General features: G+C 69.7%; 15 protein-coding genes. 10 read left to right on the forward strand and 5 right to left on the reverse strand.

Annotated elements, in window-relative coordinates; translation table 11 throughout:
* Window positions 1-30: 30 nt before the first annotated feature.
* The 9 genes from ACWGH4_RS03420 to ACWGH4_RS03460 all read left to right on the forward strand — a co-directional run bounded on the left by ACWGH4_RS03420 (window position 31) and on the right by ACWGH4_RS03460 (window position 11,602).
* On the forward strand, window positions 31-840 hold the full coding sequence (locus tag ACWGH4_RS03420) for an alpha/beta fold hydrolase (protein WP_453455001.1): 810 nt from the start codon (window positions 31-33) through the stop codon (window positions 838-840).
* Window positions 837-2,117: a PP2C family protein-serine/threonine phosphatase gene (locus ACWGH4_RS03425; protein ID WP_453455003.1), complete on the forward strand. Its 1,281-nt coding sequence runs from the start codon at window positions 837-839 to the stop codon at window positions 2,115-2,117. The genes ACWGH4_RS03420 and ACWGH4_RS03425 overlap by 4 nt, the downstream gene beginning before the upstream one ends.
* A gap of 243 nt (window positions 2,118-2,360) precedes the next feature.
* The gene (locus ACWGH4_RS03430) at window positions 2,361-2,855 is read left to right on the forward strand and encodes a DUF2617 family protein (RefSeq protein ID WP_453455005.1); all 495 of its coding nucleotides are present in this window, start codon (window positions 2,361-2,363) and stop codon (window positions 2,853-2,855) included.
* The gene (locus ACWGH4_RS03435) at window positions 2,852-3,253 is read left to right on the forward strand and encodes a DUF4247 domain-containing protein (RefSeq protein ID WP_441265875.1); all 402 of its coding nucleotides are present in this window, start codon (window positions 2,852-2,854) and stop codon (window positions 3,251-3,253) included. Before ACWGH4_RS03430 ends, ACWGH4_RS03435 begins: the two co-directional genes overlap by 4 nt.
* Window positions 3,254-3,330: 77 nt before the next feature.
* A complete protein-coding gene (locus ACWGH4_RS03440; RefSeq protein ID WP_453455009.1) occupies window positions 3,331-3,768 on the forward strand; it encodes a DUF350 domain-containing protein in 438 nt (145 codons plus the stop codon).
* 8 nt (window positions 3,769-3,776) lie between these two features.
* Complete coding sequence (locus tag ACWGH4_RS03445; protein ID WP_453455012.1) at window positions 3,777-5,453, forward strand: polyamine aminopropyltransferase; 1,677 nt, start codon at window positions 3,777-3,779, stop codon at window positions 5,451-5,453.
* 528 nt (window positions 5,454-5,981) lie between these two features.
* Window positions 5,982-6,896 (forward strand): AurF N-oxygenase family protein, encoded by a 915-nt coding sequence (locus ACWGH4_RS03450; protein WP_453455014.1) that lies wholly within the window; start codon window positions 5,982-5,984, stop codon window positions 6,894-6,896.
* 54 nt (window positions 6,897-6,950) lie between these two features.
* The gene (locus ACWGH4_RS03455; protein ID WP_453455017.1) at window positions 6,951-8,600 is read left to right on the forward strand and encodes an FAD-dependent oxidoreductase; all 1,650 of its coding nucleotides are present in this window, start codon (window positions 6,951-6,953) and stop codon (window positions 8,598-8,600) included.
* Window positions 8,601-9,058: 458 nt separating this feature from the next.
* Window positions 9,059-11,602: a tetratricopeptide repeat protein gene (locus tag ACWGH4_RS03460; RefSeq protein ID WP_453455020.1), complete on the forward strand. Its 2,544-nt coding sequence runs from the start codon at window positions 9,059-9,061 to the stop codon at window positions 11,600-11,602.
* 237 nt (window positions 11,603-11,839) lie between these two features.
* Here ACWGH4_RS03460 and ACWGH4_RS03465 read toward each other — a convergent pair whose 3' ends face one another.
* From ACWGH4_RS03465 to ACWGH4_RS03480, 4 genes are all read right to left on the reverse strand, one after another.
* Window positions 11,840-13,324, reverse strand: coding sequence for an ApeA N-terminal domain 1-containing protein (locus ACWGH4_RS03465; protein WP_453455023.1), 1,485 nt, complete (start codon window positions 13,322-13,324; stop codon window positions 11,840-11,842).
* A gap of 402 nt (window positions 13,325-13,726) precedes the next feature.
* Window positions 13,727-13,972 (reverse strand): DUF2283 domain-containing protein, encoded by a 246-nt coding sequence (locus ACWGH4_RS03470; RefSeq protein ID WP_453455026.1) that lies wholly within the window; start codon window positions 13,970-13,972, stop codon window positions 13,727-13,729.
* Window positions 13,973-14,435: 463 nt separating this feature from the next.
* Window positions 14,436-14,921, reverse strand: a complete 486-nt coding sequence (locus tag ACWGH4_RS03475; RefSeq protein WP_453455029.1) for a hypothetical protein — start codon at window positions 14,919-14,921, stop codon at window positions 14,436-14,438.
* Between the two features lie 90 nt (window positions 14,922-15,011).
* On the reverse strand, window positions 15,012-15,434 hold the full coding sequence (locus tag ACWGH4_RS03480; RefSeq protein WP_441265882.1) for a secondary thiamine-phosphate synthase enzyme YjbQ: 423 nt from the start codon (window positions 15,432-15,434) through the stop codon (window positions 15,012-15,014).
* A gap of 75 nt (window positions 15,435-15,509) precedes the next feature.
* Here ACWGH4_RS03480 and ACWGH4_RS03485 point away from each other — a divergent pair, with 75 nt between their 5' ends.
* The gene (locus ACWGH4_RS03485) at window positions 15,510-16,592 is read left to right on the forward strand and encodes an NAD(P)-binding domain-containing protein (protein ID WP_453455033.1); all 1,083 of its coding nucleotides are present in this window, start codon (window positions 15,510-15,512) and stop codon (window positions 16,590-16,592) included.
* 120 nt (window positions 16,593-16,712) lie between these two features.
* Here ACWGH4_RS03485 and mltG read toward each other — a convergent pair whose 3' ends face one another.
* Complete coding sequence (mltG, locus tag ACWGH4_RS03490) at window positions 16,713-17,582, reverse strand: endolytic transglycosylase MltG (RefSeq protein ID WP_453455035.1); 870 nt, start codon at window positions 17,580-17,582, stop codon at window positions 16,713-16,715.
* Window positions 17,583-17,926 lie beyond the last annotated feature (344 nt).

Here is a 17,926-nt window from a genome sequence, read left to right on the forward strand (position 1 = left end):
GGTTTGTGGCGTTGATGCGAAGATGTCCGTATGGATGTACGGAACAGGAACCGCGTCACGGTGAGCGGGAGGGCCGACGGTCCGGTGGTGATGCTGGCGCACGGCTTCGGGTGCGACCAGAACATGTGGCGTCTTGTGGTGCCGGCGCTGGAACGGGACTTCCGGGTGGTGCTCTTCGACCACGTGGGGGCCGGCCGGTCCGACCTGTCGGCGTGGAACGAGGAGCGGTACACCACCCTCGACGGCTACGCCGATGACGTACTGGAGATCTGCCACGAGCTGGACGTGCGTCCCGTCTTCGTCGGGCATTCGGTGAGCGCGACGGTCGGTGTCCTGGCGGCCTCGCGGGAACCGGAGCGCTTCGCACGGCTCGTCCTGCTCACCCCGTCGCCGTGCTACATCGACGATCCCGCGACCGGCTACCGGGGCGGATTCAGCGCCGAGGACATCGACGAGCTGCTGGAGTCGCTCGAATCGAACTATCTGGGCTGGTCGGCAGCGATGGCTCCGGTCATCATGGGCAATCCGGAGCGCCCGGAACTGAGTGAGGAACTGACCAACAGCTTCTGCCGCACCGATCCGAGGATCGCCCGCGTCTTCGCCCGCGCCACCTTCCTGTCCGACAACCGGGACGACCTCGCCAAGGTGCGTGTTCCGACGCTGATCGCCCAGTGCTCCCAGGACGCGATCGCCCCACGGGAGGTGGGGGAGTTCGTGCACGCGCAGATCGACGGGAGCGAGCTGGTCACACTCACCGCGACCGGCCACTGCCCGCAGCTCAGTGCGCCGGAGGCGACCGCCGCGGCGATCGCCTCGTTCGCCGCCGGAGCGGGCCGGTGACGTCCGGGGACACCCACGACCGCACACCGGGCCGCCCCCGGGACCGCGGCGCGGTCCCCGGTGGCGGAGAAGGCACCGGCCAGGTCTCCGCGCTGCTGGAGGACAGCGCCGAGGACCTGTACGAGAACGCACCGTGCGGCTACCTCTCCACCCTGCTGGACGGGCAGATCGCCAAGATCAACCGCACCCTGCTGGACTGGCTGGGGTACCGGCGCGAGGACCTCGTGGGCCGCAAGCGGTTCGCCGACCTGCTCACCGTCGGCGGCAAGCTCTACCACGAGACCCACTTCGCGCCGCTCCTGCGACTACAGGGAGAGGTCAGCGGTATCGCGCTGGAGATGAAGGCCGCCGACGGCAGCCGGCTGCCGGTCCTGGTGACCTCCGCCCTCAAGCGGGACAGCGACGGCCGGCCCCTGCTGATCCGTACCACCGTCTTCGACGCCCGTGACCGCCGCGCTTACGAGACGGAGCTGCTCCGCGCCCGGCAGGAGGCCGACCGGGAACGAGAACGCCTCCAGCGCCTGGCCACCACGCTGCAGAGGACGCTCCTGCCGCCCGCGCTGGAGAACGTGCCCGGCCTGGACGTCGCCGCGCACTACCACATCGCGTCGGTCGACGAGGTCGGCGGCGACTTCTACGACCTGTTCCCCCTGACCGCCGGCACCTGGGGGCTGTTCCTGGGCGATGTGTGCGGCAAGGGGGCGGCCGCCGCGGCCGTCACCTCGCTGGCCCGGTACACCCTGCGGGCCGCCGCCGTCTACCACCCCGACCCGGCGGCCGTGCTCGGCAACCTCAACGCCGTGCTGAACCACGAGTCCCACGGCGAGGACCCCCGTTTCTGCACCGTCCTCTACGGCCTGCTCACCCCCGCCGACCGCGGCGGTTTCCACATCACGCTCGCCGGCGGGGGGCATCCGCCGGCGGTGCTGATGCGCGCCGACGGGAGCGCCGACTACGTGCACACCCCCGGCGGGCAGCTGCTCGGTGTCGTGCCCGACGCCGACATCGCCACCGCCACCGTCCACGTAGCGCCCGGCGACACGCTGCTGCTCTACACCGACGGCCTCACCGAGGCCCACACCACCACGGCCGGCGGTCGCTACGGCGACGAGGCGCTCCTGGACTTCGCACGGTCCCTCGCCCCGACCACCGCGCAGGACGCCATCGCGGCGGTGCGGGAGCTGCTCGACTCCTTCGACAAGGTGGACGACGACACCGCCCTCCTCGCCATCACCGCTCCGCGCCCCGGTCGCGAGGAGGCCCGGGGAGCCGGCTGACGAGCACGCCGGACCTCGCGCGGCCGAGCCGTGAGGAGTCGGCGTTCCCCCCTGAAAGCGGCGCCGGGACGCTGTGCCATACTCAGCGCGCTCACTGCCCGTCCCGAAGTCGTGGGGAACACCGTTGAAGCCCGATCTCGCCGCCCTCGGCGCCGGACCCGTCGCCGCCGTTCCCACCCGGGCCGGCGGGCGGACACAGAGCCCCGTTCCGGCGGTCGCCGGCGTCCGCGCGGGCAGGGAAACGTGAGCGGTATAGAACTGACGACCCCGTACCAGGACACGGACGCGGACCAGCTCTCCTTCACCCTCGGCCGGCCCGCACGCGAGGCACTCGCCGTACGCGACCTCACCGTCGGCGGGCTCGACATCCAGCTCCGGCTCCTCGGCGCGTCCCATCAGGTCTTCGCGGGGCCGGTCCGGGAGACCGTGGCCTGCCTGCCCGGCGTCGCCGGGGGCCTGCCCGGGTCCGCGGTACACGAGTTCGACGAGTGGCACTACCGCTTCACCGCCCGCGTCCGGCACTTCACCGCCGCCGGGTTCAGCGAAGAGGTGCACCGGATCCGCAAGCGGTCCGACGACGCCGCCGAGTCGCTGCACGGCATCTTCCCCGGCTCCCCCGAGGCGGTCACCGCACTGACCGTCGAGCGGCTCAGCGCCGGGCCGGGATGGCGCACTTGGCACACCTACCCGCAGAGCCGCCAGATCGTGGCGACGTACACCCGGCTGGAGGCCCGATGAAGACAGCCCGACTCATCAGCGTGACGATACTCGCCACGATCGCGCTCACCGCCTGTTCCAGTGAGCCGGACGACGGCAACGACGTGCCGTCCACCTGGATCCGCCAGCAGTACACCAGCAGCGGCGTGGGCTATGTCGACACCAGCGACACGACGTCCAAGGTCGCGAAGGAGATCGACGGCCACACCTCGGCCCGTGACCGTATCGACGACTCCGGCAAGGTCTTCCTGCGCTACCGGGACGACATCGTCTCGATCGTCCCGCACCAGAACGGCAGCCGGATCGAGATCGACGACTACCGCACCGGCTACCACCGCTGGAAGTCCAACATCCGGTCCGTGTGGCCGGACCCGGACAGCAACGAATTCCGCGGCGGCGGCCCCGGATCCGGCAAGTGACCGCCCACCGCACCCCGTAGCGTCCCCGGTTCCGCACCCACCCGCACTCCTCGACGACGTCCCCGAAAGGCATCCCCGTGGCAGAGATCTTCGAGTCGGCAGGCGTCGCCCTGCTCTACGGTCTGGTCGGCTTCATCGTCATGGCCGTCGGCTTCATCGCCCTCGACCTGGTGACCCCCGGCAAGCTCGTCCATGTGGTGTGGACCGAGCGCAACCGCGGCGCGGCAGTCCTCCTCGCCGGCCAGACGATCGCCATCGGCCTTGTCATCGACCAGTCCATACGGGCCAGCGAGTCCGAGCAGGGCCTCGGCCTGGGACTCACCAGCACCTTGCTGTACGGCCTGTCCGGAGTCGTGGTGATGACGTTCATCGCCGTCGTCGTCGGTCTCCTCACGCCCGGCCGGCTGGGTCACGCCGTGCTCGACGACAACGGCGACCGCCCCCACCCCGCCGCCTGGGTCCAGGCGGCGATGTACATCGGCACGGCCTTCATGGTCGGCGCCGCGGTCTCCTGAACCGGACGATGGGCACCACCGCTCCGGACGACACGGCCGCGGACGAGGCGGCCCCGGCACCGGCCGCGGCGGGGAACACCGCCGCGTGCCCGGCCCCGGCGGACGCGCCCGCCGCGGCCGACGCCGAGCCTTCCGCCGCCGCCTACTCCCGCGGGTCCCGCTTCCTGCTCCTGTTCGCGGTGTTCCTCTGCGCGGCCTGCGGCCTGGTGTACGAACTGGCGTTGACGGCGCTGGGCAGTTACCTCATCGGCAACTCCGTGATGCAGACCTCCGTGGTCATCTCCGTCATGGTCTTCGCCATGGGCATCGGCTCGCTGGCCGCCAAGCCGCTGCAGCGGCGGGCGGTCGGCTCCTTCGCCCTGGTGGAGGGGCTGCTCGCGCTCGTGGGCGGGCTCTCGGTACTCGTCCTCTACGTGTCGTTCGCCTGGCTGCGGATCTACATGCCGTCGATGGTGGTGGTCACGTTCGCCGTCGGCCTCCTCATCGGGGCCGAGATCCCGCTGCTGATGACGCTGCTCCAGCGGATCAGGCGGCAGGAGGCGGGCAGCGCCGTCGCCGACATGTTCGCCGTCGACTACATCGGAGCGCTGGTCGGCGGGCTGTGCTTCCCGCTGCTGCTGCTTCCCGCCTTCGGGCAGCTCAAGGGCGCGCTGGTGGTGGGCGCCGTCAACGCAGTTGCCGGGGTCGTCGTCGTCCTGTGGATCTTCCGCCGGCAGACCCGCCGCGTCGTACGCGTGTCGCTGCTGACCGGTATGGCGGCCGTCCTCGCCGTGCTCGGCACGGTCTACGCCCTGGCGGACGACATCGAGGTGACCGCACGTCAGCAGCTGTACCGCGACCCGATCGTGCACGCCGAGACCACGCCGTACCAGGACATAGTCGTCACCCGGTCGACCGCCTTCACCGGGGACCCCGACATGCGGCTGTTCCTCAACGGCGATCTGCAGTTCTCCTCCGTCGACGAGTACCGCTACCACGAGGCCCTCGTCCACCCGGCGTTGTCGGGCAGGCGCTCCTCGGTGCTGATCCTCGGCGGCGGCGACGCACTCGCCCTGCGCGAGGTGCTGCGCTACGACGACGTCGAGGACGTGACGCTGGTCGACCTCGATCCGGCGATGACCAGGCTCGCCCGCACCTTCGAGCCGCTGCGCGAGCTGAACCGGGACGCGCTGCGCGACCGCCGGGTCACAGCCGTCAACGCCGACGCCTTCAACTGGCTGCGGGACGCCACGCGGCGGTTCGACACGGTCATCATCGACTTCCCCGACCCCGACAGCGCGGCGCTGGCCAAGCTGTACTCGGTCGAGTTCTACCACCTGCTCAAGCAGGTCCTGAAGCCCGAGAGCCAGGTCATGGTGCAGGGCGGGTCCCCGTTCTTCGCCCCCAAGTCGTACTGGTCCATCGCCGCGACGATCGGCGAGGCCGGATACCGCACGACCGAGTACCAGGTGGACGTCCCGAGCTTCGGCAACTGGGGCTTCATCCTGGCCACCCCCGGCGCCGACGGCCCGCCCCCTGCACTGCGCCTGGCCGAACAGGCGCCGACGCTGCGGTTCCTGGACGACTCCGTCCTCGAGGCCGCCGCCGTCTTCCCGCTGGACCGCCGCCGCCTGGACGTCCGGGCGAGCACGCTGATGGATCCGGTGGTGCTGGAGTACACGCTCAACGAGTGGCGGAACTACTGAGCCCCACAGGAGTCCGGGGCGGGCGACGGCAGTAGGACCGCCCGTCTCCGTGCCTCCCGGCGACCCGCCGCCGTCCCGTCCAGCCGCCCTGCCGCCCTCGCCGCCCTGCCGCCCCTGCCGCCCCTGCCGCCTGCGTATGCCGTCCTGCCGACGCGGAACTCCGGTTTCCTCAGGGCCAGGTGCACCGGTGCGCCGTCTCGTGCCGACTCTCCCAGGCGTCTGCGGCCGGTTCTTCTCTTGCGCTCGGAATGGGCCTTCGCTTCCGCCTGATTCACGGCACTTCGCCGCGTTCATGACGCTCCACGGAATCCCGCACCGGCGACATCCGGCCATGCCCTCTCACTGATTTCGTACTGAGGGGTAGGCCCGCGCCCGCTCTTGCTATACGGTCCGTCTAACAGCTTGCTAGACGCCGCGTCTAATAAGCTGCGGCGGCATCCCGGCGGCGAGGACGGCCGACGGTGCCCGCCGGCCCGCACCCGACAGCGAACAAGGAACATCACACCACTCGTTTCGAGGAGCCGCACCATGTCCAGCAGCACCCTCCGGCCCAAGACGCAGGAACCGTCCCAGGAGCAGGACGTCGCCCGGCGGTTGCTCGACTCGGCCGCCGTGCTCGCGTACGACCCCGCCACAGAGGTGGACTGGGAGACGCCGCTGGACAAGGACTTCCACGGCGCCAGCCCCGAGTGGAGCACCCTCTACGGCACCGCGTACTGGAGCGAACTGACGGACGCCCAGCGCAAGGAGCTGACGCGTCAGGAGGCCGCGTCCGTGGCCAGCACCGGCATCTGGTTCGAGATGATCCTTCAGCAGATGGTCCTCCGCGACATCTACGCCAAGGACCCGACCGACGCCACGTTCCAGTGGGCGCTCACGGAGATCGCCGAGGAGTGCCGGCACTCGATCATGTTCGCCCGTGGCGCCGAGAAGCTCGGGGCCCCCGCGTACCGGCCGCACCGCTTCGCGGTCGAACTGGGCCGCGTCTTCAAGACCGTCGCGTTCGGGGAGGCGGCGTACGCCGCGATCCTCGTCGCCGAGGAGGTCCTCGACGTCATGCAGCGCGACTGGATGCGCGACGAGCGGGTGGTGCCGTTCGTCCGGACCATCAACAACATCCATGTCGTCGAGGAGTCCCGGCACATGAAGTTCGCCCGTGACGAGACGCGCAAGCGCCTCCGCGGGGCCGGCCGGCTGCGGCGGCAGATCAACGCCCTCGTCGTCGCCATCGCGTCGTACGTCATCGTCACCAGCATGGTGAACAAGAACGTCTACGCGAACGCCGGGCTCGACAAGGAGCGCGCCGTTCGCGAGGCCAAGGCCAACGAGCACCACAAGTCCATGATGCGGTCGAGCTGTTCGGGACTCATGGAGTTCCTGGCCTCGGCCGGTCTGCTCACCCGGCCCGCCCTGTTCTTCTACAAGCGCGCCGACCTGATCTGACAGCACGAGCGACCCGACCCGACGACCCGACCGAACCTGAGCCGAGTTGACGACATGACCTACGCCATCACGCAGACCTGCTGCAGCGACGCCACCTGCGTCGCCGTGTGCCCGGTCAACTGCATCCACCCCACCCCGGAGGAACGGGCCTTCGGCAGCACGGAGATGCTGCACATCGACCCGAGATCCTGCATCGACTGCGGCGCCTGCGCGGACGCCTGCCCGGTGGACGCGGTCTTCCCCGTGGACAGCCTTTCCGGGTCGCAGCAGGAGTACGCGGCGATCAACGCGGACTACTTCGAGGACAAGGCACCCGAACCGGCGGGCGACAGCCCGAACTTCCACGTCTGGGGCGAGCCGGAGTTCAAGCGCGTCCTGCCGGCCGACTTCGCGCCGATCCGGGTCGCGGTCGTCGGCACCGGCCCTGCCGGCATGTACGCGGCACAGGACCTGCTGCTGCACACCAACGCCGAGGTGACGCTTGTCGACCGGTTGCCGGTGGCCGGCGGTCTCGTGCGCTACGGAGTGGCACCGGACCATCCCGCGACCAAGAAGGTCGGTGACACCTTCGGGCGGTTCCACACGCATCCGCGGGTGCGGATGCACCTGGGCGTCGAGGTCGGCAAGGACGTCACGGCGGAAGAACTCGCCGCGCACCACGACGCGGTGATCTACGCCGTCGGCGCCTCGTTCGACCGCCGGCTCGGGATCCCGGGCGAGGACCTGCCCGGCAGCATCTCGGCGACGGCGTTCGTCGCCTGGTACAACGCCCACCCCGAGATCGCGCCGGACGCCGTGGACCTCTCGGCCGAACGCGTGGTCGTGGTCGGCAACGGCAACGTGGCCCTCGACGTCGCGCGGATCCTGGTCCGTGACCCGGAGACGCTGGCCGCCACCGACATCGCCGACCACGCGCTGGCCGCCCTGCGCGCCGGGAAAGTACGCGAAGTGGTGCTCCTCGGCCGTCGCGGCCCCTCGGACGCGGCGTACACCAGGTCGGAACTCCTCGCTCTCAAGCACCTGCCCGGCGTGGAGCTGGTGGTGGACGACCACGATCCACGGATCGGCGCGGGCATCGAGAACGCCGGGGCCAAGGACAAGGCCGCCGATCTTAAGGACGTCACCCGCCGCGAGATGGACTGGTCCCTTCCGCCTGCACCGGGACGGCGCATCGTGTTCCGCTTCCACTCCGCACCGTCGGAGGTTCTCGGCGAGGACACCGTGCGTGCCGTACGCACCACGGGGACGCCGGAAGCTCGGGACATACCCGCCGGCATGCTGCTGCGGGCCGTCGGCTACCGGGGCGCGCCGATCACCGGCCTGCCCTTCGACGAGGCCACCGGCACCGTGCCGCACGCGAACGGCCGCGTGACGGGGATGCCCGGGACGTACGTCGTGGGCTGGATCAAGCGCGGGCCGTCCGGCGGCATCGGCGCGAACCGTACGTGCGCCGCCGAGACGGTCGGCACGCTCCTCGCCGACGCCGTCGCCGGCGCGCTGCCCGCGCCCTCGTCGCCGGCGAAGGCGTTCCAGCGGCTGGTACGCAGCCGCAACCGCCAGGTCGTCGACGCGTCGGGGCTGGCGGCGATCGAACGGGCCGAGGTCGCCCGCGGCCTGCGTGAAGGCAGACCGCGGGTCAAGCTGACCACGGTCGCGGAGCTGGTGAAGTCGGCGAAGTCCGGCCGCCGGCTGATGCCGCGCTGACAGGGCGCGACGCCGTCGGCCGATGCATCGCCGACAGGCGTCTCCCCGGGACTTGGGCGCCACGGGCTCCCGGGGTGCGCGGACGGCTCCCCGGCCGTCCGCCAACCTCCGTAAGCGACACCTCATGGCTCGTCATCACCGCGCTCGACATTCCGCAGGGGCGCGCGATCCGGGGGGCCGGCACCGTGCGCCTCCCTGCTCTTCCGTGTCCCCCGCCACTGGGGCAATCTGAGGAGGGGGTGGTCATGAGCCGGCGTAGGACGTCACGGCAGGAACTGAACAGGGCCCGCAGGCGTACCAGTTTCATCGGGCGTCACATGGAGCGTGACTCCTTCCACGCCAATCTGGGTCTCGACCCCGGGGAGGCGAACTACCTCTTCCACGTGCATGGGGTGGCGGGAGTCGGCAAGTCGTCACTGGTACGTCACTGGGAGGAGACCGCCCGAGCCGCCGGTGCCGTGACGGCGGTGGTGAGCGAGGATGTCAGCAGCCCCATCGAGGCGATGGAGTCCATCGGCGCGCAGTTCGCTCGGCAGGGGCAGGCGCTCGGCAAGTTCGAGAGCGCTGTGGAGCGTTACCGCAAGCACCGGCACGAGGCCGATGCGTCCCTCGCACTCCCTGCGATGGACCGCGAGGGCGGGGCAGCGTCGACGTCCAGCAGGACGGCCGCACAGATCGGGATGGGTGCCCTGAGTCTGACGCCCGTCATCGGCCCCGCCGCGGCCGCACTGGACGTGGAAGCTCTGGCGCGGGGGACGGACCGAATGCGAGCCGCCGTCAGCAGCCGTCTGCGCAACCACCACGACGCCGAACTCGTACTGCGTCCCCTGCGTGTACTGACCCCCGTTTTCCTCCAGGGGCTTGCGGAGGCGGCCGAAGATCACCCCTGGGTCGTGCTGTTCTTCGACACCTGGGAGCGCACCGAGCCCTTCCTCGACGCATGGCTGCGCGGCATGGTGTTGAACGACGACCAGGGTGATCTGCCGGTGAACGTGATCGTCGTCATCTCGGGCCAGGCGGCCCCGACCGCCCGCGAGTGGGCCGAATACCGTGACCTGATCGTGGACATACGGTTGGAGGTCTTCACGGAGGCAGAGGCCCGTGCGCTGCTCAGCGCTCGAGGAGTGACGGACGAGGCGGTGGTGGCCACCATCCTGCGCATGTCCGGTCGACTCCCCGTCCTCCTGGACACTCTCGCCCGTGTTCATCCGTCAGGCCCGGACTCCCTGGACGACCCCTCCGAAACCGCGGTCCAGCGCTTCCTCCACTGGGTGAGCGACCCGCATCAGCGCGCTGCCGTCCTCGCGTGTGCTCTGCCCCTCCAACTCGACGAAGACATCTACCGCAGCGTGGCCCCGCAGGAGACCGCTGATCAGTACGCGTGGTTACGCGGCCTCCCCTTCGTGTCCGGTCAGGGCGGTCGCTGCCGCTATCACGACGTAGTACGCACCAGCATGCTCCGGCTCCAGCGCACCCGGTCCCCGCTCGACTGGTCCGAACGCCATAACCGCCTTGCCGACACCCATGCCCGTTGGCGCGCCGACCTCGAAGACGGACTCGCTCCCGACAAACGCTGGTCGGACAGCGCCTGGCGCGAGCATCGGCTGAACGAGACCTACCACCGTCTCTGCGCCTCCCCCCAATTCCTTGCGTCAGCTCTCGAAGAAGCAGTCGAGGCATGCTCAGAAGGGCTGCCCACTCTTCGTCGGTGGGCCGATACCCTCACCCGCGCCGGGAATGACACCGACACGTTCTCCCTGACCACCTGGGGCCAACGCCTCGAAGCTGCAAGCGCGCGCGAACCCGGCCTGGCAAATGTCCTCACCGAACTGCTCGCCTCAGCCTCGCTGGGCCCCCCTGCACGCGCCCACGCCCACCTCCTGCGCGGCCGGCAATTCTTCCGGGCCGCTCACCCCGAGGGCGCTCTGACAGACTTCACGGCAGCACACGATCTCGCCCCGACACTTGTGGCGGCCTCCACCGACCGAGGCACCGCATTCGCATGGTTGGGGCGATTCGACGACGCTGTCACCGACTTCGACCGCGCCATCGGACTCGACCCAGGCGACGCCTGGATCGTCACCCGCCGCGGAGTGGTACAGCGGCTGGCCGGCCGCTACGACCGGGCCATCGCCGATTTCGACCGCGCCATCGAACTCGACCCCGGCGACGCCTGGGTCATCGCCCACCGCGGGGTGGCACAGCGGCTGGCCGGCCGCTACGACCGGGCCATCGCCGACCTCAGCCACGCCATCGAGCTCAACCCCCGCTATGCCTGGGCCATCGCCAGTCGGGGCGAGGTGTATCGGCTGGTCGGCCAGTACGACCGTGCCCTCGCCGACCTCAGCCACGCCATCGAATGTGAACCTGGCGTCTGGGCCATGACCTACCGCGGCGAGGTGCACCGGCTGGCCGGGCGCCACGACCAAACCGTCACCGACTTCGAGCAGGCCGTCGAACTCGACCCCGACTATCCGTGGGCCATCGCCAACCGGGGGGTGACGTACCGGCTGTTGGGCCAGTACGACCGTGCCATCACCGACCTCGACCACGCCATCGAGCTCAACCCCCGCTACGCCTGGGCCATCGCCAACCGTGGCTCGGTGCACCGGCTGGCAGGCCGCCACGGTCCAGCACGGAGAGATATCGAGCAAGCACTCGTCATCGCACCGGAGAGGGCCGACTATCTCCTGCAGAAGGCGATGCTCATCAGCCAGGTCGACGGGGTTGCGGCTGCGGCCGACACCTGGCGACAGCTGGCTCGGCGCTCGATGGACTCCAGCGATCAGTACGAGTTGCTCGCACTCTTCCTGGCCGCCCTCTCGGCGGGGAGGTCGGATGAAGCGAACACCGCGTTCCACCAGTTCATCAGCCGGCACCCCGACTCCAGCACCACTACCGACGCGTTGCAGTACCTGCACGAACTCGCTGCCTGCCCCGGCGTGGCCCAGGACGGTGTCGACCGCTACCGCCGCACGCTCGCGAACCGGTTGGGCAGGTGACCCGAGCCGGGGATTCAACAGCTCGCCCGACCAAGGAGCCGGGAGGAGGCCACGGGCTCCTGCCGACCGGAGCGTGAGAGGCACCCCGTCTGAATCGGGGAACGGCCTTGCACCAAGCGTGGCTCAGATCGAGGCATCGGCCGTCTCAGGCCCCTTTGGGGCCCCCGTTGCCACAGCCCGAGCGGAGGCCGGCGCGCAGATGAGCCTCGCCGGGCAGCGAAAGCCGGACGATCCGACTCAGAAGTCCGCCTCGGACGTGCTCAGCCAGTCCCGTGCACTCCTGGCCGTGGCGCGCAACTGCGGGTGGTCACGCACGATCTCTCGTTGACGTTCGGCCGGTAGCCCAAGTTCGTTCAGCAGATTCAGAATGACCACCGCAGTGGTCACGTCCACAATGGCGAGCAGCTCCTCCAGCTCGTGGTTGGGGGTTCGCCCTTCGTGGGCCAGGTCGTTCCGAGCTCGAGTCGTCCGCCTGGCCCACCGGTCCACGTCAGGGACGAGCGTGGACAGCGCCTCTTGGTCGGGGCGGGCCGCGAGTGCGTACAACCGATCACGAAGTGTCGGGTCATTGCGGAGGGAGCCGCGGATCCGCTTCCTATGCTCCTCGGGCACCTGAGCCAGCATCGCTTCGCGCATCGGTTTGAAATCCTCCGACGGGATCGGCGGTTCGTCGATGTCGAAACCCCGGTGCAGTACCTCAGCCGCTCCCACCGCCGTCAGAAGATTGTTCTCGACGTACCGTGCCGGCGCGTACCGAAGCCCCAGAACCATGTTGGTCGCGGACTGCAGCCGCTCGTGCATATCGCACCAGCGGGGGATGATCTCCTCGAAGGGTAGAGCCTCGCACGTGAAGAACACACGGTGATGAGCGGCTGCCTTCGCATCGTGCTTCCCTACGACAAAGGGCGAGTACAGCACGTCGACATTCCGCCCCAGCCGCAGCCCGCCGGCCTCCGACACAGCATTGTCCAGGGCCAGTTTCAGGCGTACCCAGATCATGCCTGCAGCACGATGAGTGGCAAGGGCGATCAGGTCTTGTATCAACCGGGCATAGCCAATCGCATCACTCAGTGAGGACGCCTCGCGCCGGGTGATCCGCATGTACGCGGTATCACGCATGCGACCAACGGTTCCGCCCCTGCGCTGGTCGAAGAACGGCAGCGTGTGGCGGTGCGCGAGCGTGAACTCAGTCCCGTCGACTTCGACCGACCGCACCTCCACGGGCTTGACGGAGATGGTGCCACTCCCATCATGACGTCCGCCGGGCGCACCCAGGAAGCCCTCGAACACTGACGATGCCGCCCAATGCCCGAGGTCCTCCACCGACACCTCTGTTGTGGAGAACACCGCCTCGTCTTCACCACTGACGTGCGCCCCGATGAGTGCCGTCGTTGCCACGACGGTCTGTTTGTCGGGGGTCTTTACCCGCGCACCGAAGGTCCGCCGGCCACCGTTTGGAAAACAGCCGAAGAGGCTGATCTCGCACTGATCGGCGGCACCATGGATCACACCCCACGTTCGACGGCCCTCATGGACCATCAGCACACCAGGAGCAGGCGTCGTCGTGACTCGATCCTCGAACGCGCCGATCAAAGAGAGTCTCAAGCCGCACTCGGGCTCGTAGCGGAGCACGCCTGGCACCTGGTGCCCAGGGTCTTCCGGCAGCCACCAAAGGCCGGCCCACTCGCCTGGCGCGTCAAGATTCAGGGGGTCACTGCCCATCGTGATCACCTTTCCCGTCGTATGGAGCGCTCAGGAGCTCACGCACGGCGCTCTTCCGAACTATTCCTGAGTTGTGTCGCGGGGAAGAAATCAACCGGGGCTGACGACGAGGCGCGGCTCCGGGCGCTGATTGAACCGCTCCAAATCTGATGGAGGCTTTGATGTGCCCCGGCTTGCGTGCGGTCGCGTTGCTGGACTCCAGGTGATCGAGGGCGTTGTCCTCATCTCGAACTCGAGGGGTATGAGCGAGCCGCCCGGATGTCCGCCACACCGCCCGGCTGAGCCTGAGGGGGGCGGAGCGGCGGCTGTGGTGCGAGGACCGGGTGACGGCGGGCTGACACGACGCCACCTGGTGTTTGAGCCCCGCGCCCGTACCCGGCGGCGTGCTCGTCGAGGGTCGCCTCACACCTCGCCGGCGTCCAGCCGTCGGGCCGAGTCGAGCACGTGCCGCGGCAGCTTGGAGCGGGCGTCCAGCACCTCAATGCCGATCAGAACGCCGTCCGCGTCGAAATCGAGGTTGATCATCCCGTCGACCGCGACCGGGTCGCAGGGGTACATACGCGCCGACTGCGGATGCTCCCCCGCGCGGGTGAGATAAATGTAGGCCGCGTTCGCCACCGCGTCGTAGGTGATATCGACCTCGACCATGCTCGACCTCCCGGGAGATAGGCCTCCGTCACACCGGTCATCACGGTGTTCACGCTCCCGTCGATGGGCTTGGCGACGAACACCTGGGACTTGGGATCGTAGTAGCCCAGCTTGTGTCGGCCGTCGCCCGGCCGGCGCGGTAGATAGGAGAACGGTTCCTTGGCCAGGACCGCCTGGGCGTCCGCGTCCGAGATACTGCGCTGCCGAACGCGCTGGATCGCGTGGGAGGTGAGGCTGTCGGCGGCATCCGCCCGTCCTCGACCTCGTCGATGGTCTGGTAGCTGATGTCGCCGATGCCCTCGCACGTACTCGAGCCGGCGTGTCCGGTGAAGTAGCTGCCGCCGTTGTGCACCAGGGCCGGTGCCGATCCGGCCCGCACGCAGACGTCACCGGCGGCAGCCCCCGTTACCTTTTTCGTGGCTCCGCAATGGGGCCTTCTACGAACCGCAGACGTCGGCCGCAATCACCTGACCTGCGGGCCTGCGAGGACAACGACTCGATCGGCCTCGACATCGAAGCCGAGCACCGGATGGTCGTAGTCGCCTTCCGGGTCCATCAGCACCGGCTTGCCCAACCGCCGTCCGATCTCCCGAAGGAAGCCGCAGAACACATCAAGCCGATCCTGACCCTGCAACTCCCGCAGGTCGACGTCGAAGTCGACTTCATCGTCGGCATGGAAACGGAAGATCGCCAACACATCGGCAGTCGGCCAGACCCGCAGGTCCGGGCACTCGGCATCAGTCGGGCGGGACAGCACGGCCTCCGCCCGCGGAACCGGAAGCACCGTCTCTCCTTCGGAGTACTGGCACTTCCAGCCCCTCTCCCCGACAAGATCGAGAACCGCCTGCCAGTCCTCCACCGAGGCGTCTGGGACACGAACGTCCGGCAGCGACCCCATCGAGTCCGGATCGAAGAAGCACTCCACGTCATCCCACAGCAGGTCGTCCACTCCGCCATGCTGCCCGGCCCCCAGGTTCAACGCACCCCTGTTTCCCTTGACCAAAGACATAGGGGCACCCCCCGTCCGCCGCGACACGGGTCAGCCCAGGAAGCTCAGCCTGACCCGCCGGTCCGGGTTGTCCTTGTTGGTGTCGACGAGGCACACGGACTGCCACGTGCCGAGCTCCAGCCGGCCGCCGACCACGGGAAGCGTCGCATGCGGCGGGACCAGGGCGGGGAGCACGTGGTCCCTGCCGTGGCCTCGGCTGCCGTGCCGGTGCTGCCAGCGGTCGTCGGCCGGGAGCAGGGTGTGCAGCGTGGTCAGCAGGTCGTCGTCGCTGCCGGCCCCGGTCTCGATGAGGGCGATACCGGCGGTGGCGTGCGGGACGAAGATGTTGAGCAGGCCGTCGGCCCCGCCCGCGTTCTCGCTGAGGAAGCGCTCGCACTCCCCCGTCAGGTCGGTGACCGCCTCGTCGGAGCCGGTGCTGATGGTCACGGTCTTGGTGGTGAAGGTTCCGGGCATGACCCCATCTTCTCGTCCGCCGGCCGGTGTGGCCCCTGCGGGAAGATCCGCGCCGCCCACCCTGTTGGTAGAAACGTGAACGACTTGGTGGCTCGTGAAGTGGACGTCGTGGTCGTCGGGGCGGGGCAGGCAGGCCTGTCCGCCGCCTATCACCTGCGGCGCGCCGGCCTGCTGCCGGACCGCGACTTCGTCGTGCTCGACCACGCCCCGCGGCCCGGTGGCGCCTGGCAGTTCCGGTGGCCCTCACTCACCTACGGCAAGGTGCACGGAATGCATTCGCTGCCGGGCATGGAACTGACCGGCGCGGACGACGACCGGCCCTCCGCCGACGTGATCGGCGCGTACTTCACGGCCTACGAGCGGCGTTTCGGCCTGGCCGTGCACCGGCCCGTCGCGGTCGCGGCCGTCCGCGAAGGGGACGGCGGACGGCTGTCGGTGGAGACCTCGGAAGGCATCTGGTCGACGCGGGCCCTCATCAACGCGACCGGCACCTGGGACCGCCCGTTCTGGCCGCGCTACCCGGGTCAGGAGACCTTCCGCGGGCGGCAGCTGCACACAGCGGACTACCGCGGCCCCGCGGAGTTCGCGGGGAAGCGGGTGATCGTCGTCGGCGGCGGAGCGTCAGGGACACAGCATCTGATGGAACTGGCCGCGGTGGCGGCCGGGACGACATGGGTGACACGGCGGCCCCCGGTCTTCCGGGACGGCCCGTTCGACGAGGACGCGGGACGCGCGGCGGTCGCGCTGGTCGAGGAACGTGTACGGCGCGGACTGCCGCCGCAGAGCGTCGTCTCCGTCACCGGCCTGCCGCTGACCGACGCGGTCCGGCAGGCCCGGCGGACCGGGGTGCTCGACCGGTTGCCCATGTTCCACCGGATCACACCGTCCGGGGTCGCCTGGGACGACGGCCGGAGCGTCGAAGCCGACGTGATCCTCTGGGCGACCGGCTTCCGCGCGGCGATCGACCATCTCGCGCCACTGCGCCTGCGTGAGCCGGGAGGCGGCATCCGGGTGGACGGCACCCGCGCGGTGCGCGACGCCCGCGTCCACCTCGTCGGCTACGGTCCCTCGGCCTCGACGATCGGCGCGAACCGCGCCGGGCGGGCCGCCGTGCGGGAGATCACCCGGCTGCTGGAGAAGGAACCGGCACCCGTCTGACGGGCGTACGCCCTGGTGACGGGCGCCCCAAGACCTGCGCCCCCATGACCTGCGCCCGCGGGACCTGCGCCTGTACGACCTGCGCCCGCATGACCCGCGCCGTGACGACAGCCCGACGTCTCAGCCGTCCGTGGCACGCGCCTCTGCCCGTGCGGCGTTGAACTCCGCCACATGCCGCTGATGTTCCTCGTAGCTGCTGGTGAAGCGGGTGTCGCCCGGCTTCACCGTCACGAAGTACAGCCAGTCGCCCGGCGGCGGGGCGACCGCCGCGTGCATCGCGACCTCCCCCGGGTTGCCGATGGGTGAGGGCGGCAGCCCCTGGTTCTCATAGGTGTTGTACGGGCTGCGCAGCCGGGTGTCCGCGGTCGTGGTGTCCACCGTGCTGCGGCCCAGCGCGTAGTTGATCGTCGAGTCCATCTGCAACGGCATGCCCTGGGCGAGCCGGTTGTGGATGACGCGGGCCACCTTGCCCATGTCGTCGGCGGTGTCGGCCTCGGCCTGCACGATGCTGGCGATGTTCACCGCCTGATGCAGAGACACGCCGCTGCGGCTGATCCCGTGGGCGATGCGCCGGCTGCCGAAACGCTGGTCGGCGGTGTTGACCATGAAGCTGAGCAGCCCGGCCGGGGTACTGGTGGCGTCGTAGGGATAGGTGGCCGGGAAGAGGTAGCCCTCCGGATTGCCGCGAGCGTCGGGCGGGAGCTTCAGCCGCGCCGTCGCGGCCGCCTTTCCGGTGGTTCCCGGCGCGACCTTCAGGGCCTTGTCGATTGCGGCGTACACCTGGGTGGCACGCCGGCCCTCCGGGATGACGAGCTTCTGTTGCGGAGGCGGCGGCGGACGGTGCGGCCCCTCCGGCTCCCGGGTGAGCAGCGGCACCAGGACCGCGGCCGCCGTCACCGCCAAGGCGCCCGCCACCAGCACCAACCGGCCGCGGCGCGTCAGGCGGGGCCGGCGCCTGGACCGTCCCCCCGGTGAGGGCTCGTTCGTCATGCGGGCACGCTAACCCGGTCCTCCGGCCGTTCCGGGGAGCCGGCGTCCGACGGCACGTCAACTCGTCCGCCACCGAACCGGCACGAACAAACGAACGCTCGCGCGGTTGTTCCCCAGAACGTGTGGTCGCATGGGTTTCGCCGACGCAACTCCCTTGCGACACAGGATGCTTACGGTGCGCAAGCGACGGGCTGCAGACCGCGACGACTGCGCAGTCCCATGATCAGCACCATGCACGAGGAGAAAGCATCACCATGAACCTCATCACCAACCTGCTCGCCGGCGTCGTCCACTTCGTGGGTTGGCTCGTCTGACGGTCGTTCACGACAGGCGCCGCCGCTCCC

The sequence above is a fragment of the Streptomyces sp. NPDC054847 genome (assembly GCF_053610925.1).

What these genes read in the sequence shown, in the direction of transcription:
- ACWGH4_RS03420 (WP_453455001.1), top strand. Translation starts at nt 31, where the DNA reads ATGGATGTACGGAACAGGAACCGCGTCACGGTGAGCGGGAGGGCCGAC.
- ACWGH4_RS03470 (WP_453455026.1), bottom strand. Translation starts at nt 13,972, where the DNA reads ATGGTCGAGGTCGATATCACCTACGACGCGGTGGCGAACGCGGCCTAC.
- ACWGH4_RS03445 (WP_453455012.1), top strand. Translation starts at nt 3,777, where the DNA reads ATGGGCACCACCGCTCCGGACGACACGGCCGCGGACGAGGCGGCCCCG.
- ACWGH4_RS03480 (WP_441265882.1), bottom strand. Translation starts at nt 15,434, where the DNA reads ATGCCCGGAACCTTCACCACCAAGACCGTGACCATCAGCACCGGCTCC.
- ACWGH4_RS03450 (WP_453455014.1), top strand. Translation starts at nt 5,982, where the DNA reads ATGTCCAGCAGCACCCTCCGGCCCAAGACGCAGGAACCGTCCCAGGAG.
- mltG (WP_453455035.1), bottom strand. Translation starts at nt 17,582, where the DNA reads ATGACGAACGAGCCCTCACCGGGGGGACGGTCCAGGCGCCGGCCCCGC.
- ACWGH4_RS03435 (WP_441265875.1), top strand. Translation starts at nt 2,852, where the DNA reads ATGAAGACAGCCCGACTCATCAGCGTGACGATACTCGCCACGATCGCG.
- ACWGH4_RS03465 (WP_453455023.1), bottom strand. Translation starts at nt 13,324, where the DNA reads ATGGGCAGTGACCCCCTGAATCTTGACGCGCCAGGCGAGTGGGCCGGC.
- ACWGH4_RS03455 (WP_453455017.1), top strand. Translation starts at nt 6,951, where the DNA reads ATGACCTACGCCATCACGCAGACCTGCTGCAGCGACGCCACCTGCGTC.